This is a genomic window from Paracoccus ravus (assembly GCF_004522175.1).
In the GTDB taxonomy this organism is placed as follows: Bacteria; Pseudomonadota; Alphaproteobacteria; order Rhodobacterales; family Rhodobacteraceae; genus Paracoccus; species Paracoccus ravus.
Map to the genome: position 1 here is coordinate 1 of NZ_SDEB01000084.1, position 1197 is coordinate 1197.

Consider the following 1197-nt stretch of genomic DNA (forward strand, 5'->3'; position numbering starts at 1 on the left):
GGTAATCCTCCCCGTTTTAACGGGGCGCAGAAGTAGACCTCAGGCAGCCATTTTCAGTTTCTGGGCGGGTGTGATGCCGCCGATGCCCATGTTGGGGCGCTCGTTGTTGTAAGTCCATAGCCAGTCGGTTGCGATCTCCTGCGCCTCCTCAATGGTTTCAAAGATGTAGAGGTCTAGCCATTCATGCCGGACCGTTCTGTTGTAACGCTCGACATAGGCGTTCTGCTGCGGCTTCCCGGGCTGGATGTGGTTCAGGGCAATGCCCTGCTTCTCGGCCCAGATCATCAGCGTGGAGCTAATGTATTCCGGGCCATTGTCCACCCTTATCGCCAGGGGCTTACCGCGCCACTCGATGATCTGGTTAAGCGACCGGACCACCCGCTCGGCAGGAAGCGAGAAGTCGACCTCGATACCCAGGCCTTCACGGTTGAAGTCGTCCAGCACGTTCAAGAGCCGGAATTGACGGCCATCGGCCAAACGGTCAGCCATGAAGTCCATTGACCAGACCATGTTCGGGGCCTCCGGGACGCTGAGCTCTTCAGGCTTGTCACGCTTGATCCTTCGCCGCGGCTTGATCCGCAGATTCAGTTCAAGCTCGCAGTAGATCCTATGGACACGCTTATGGTTCCAGCGGTGCCCCTGGACGTTGCGCATATGCAGAAAGCACAATCCGAAGCCCCAGGTTCGATGCGCCTTGGTCAGCCCTTCCAGAAGGTCTGCGATGAACTCATTCTCGGCATCACGCCTCGGGCTGTAGCGAAAGCAGGTCTCGCTGACACCAAATGCCCGGCAGGCCAGCGCGATGCTGACCCCCTTTGTCGCCACAGCCTTCTCGGCCAGCTCGCGGCGCTGAGCTGGCCGTGCTATTTTTTTCCGAGGGCCTCCTTGAGCAGGTCGGCCTGCATGCTCAGGTCCGCGAACATACGCTTCAGCCGCCGGTTCTCGTCTTCAAGAGCCTTCATCTGGCTCATCATCGACGCATCCATGCCACCATACTTGGAACGCCACTTGTAGAAGCTCGCCGTGCTGATCCCATGCTCCCGGCAAAGTTCAGGCACCGCCACACCGCTCTCAGCCTGACGAAGCACAGCCATGATCTGCGGTTCCGTGAAACGGCTCTTTCTCATTCGAATCTCCTCAGCTCACGCTACGAGAAAATTCTACTTATGCAGCCCCTTAACCATGGGGAGGATTACC

The 1197-nt window shown here is 58.1% G+C and carries 1 protein-coding gene; it reads right to left on the minus strand.

Features of this window, described 5'->3' with window-relative positions:
• Positions 1 to 39: 39 nt before the first annotated feature.
• Positions 40 to 1127 (minus strand): IS3 family transposase gene (locus ESZ60_RS20605; RefSeq protein WP_134682500.1). Its coding sequence is split into 2 segments (ribosomal slippage): positions 40 to 866 and positions 866 to 1127, totalling 1089 coding nucleotides; the frame shifts between segments, so codons are not numbered across the junction.
• Positions 1128 to 1197 lie beyond the last annotated feature (70 nt).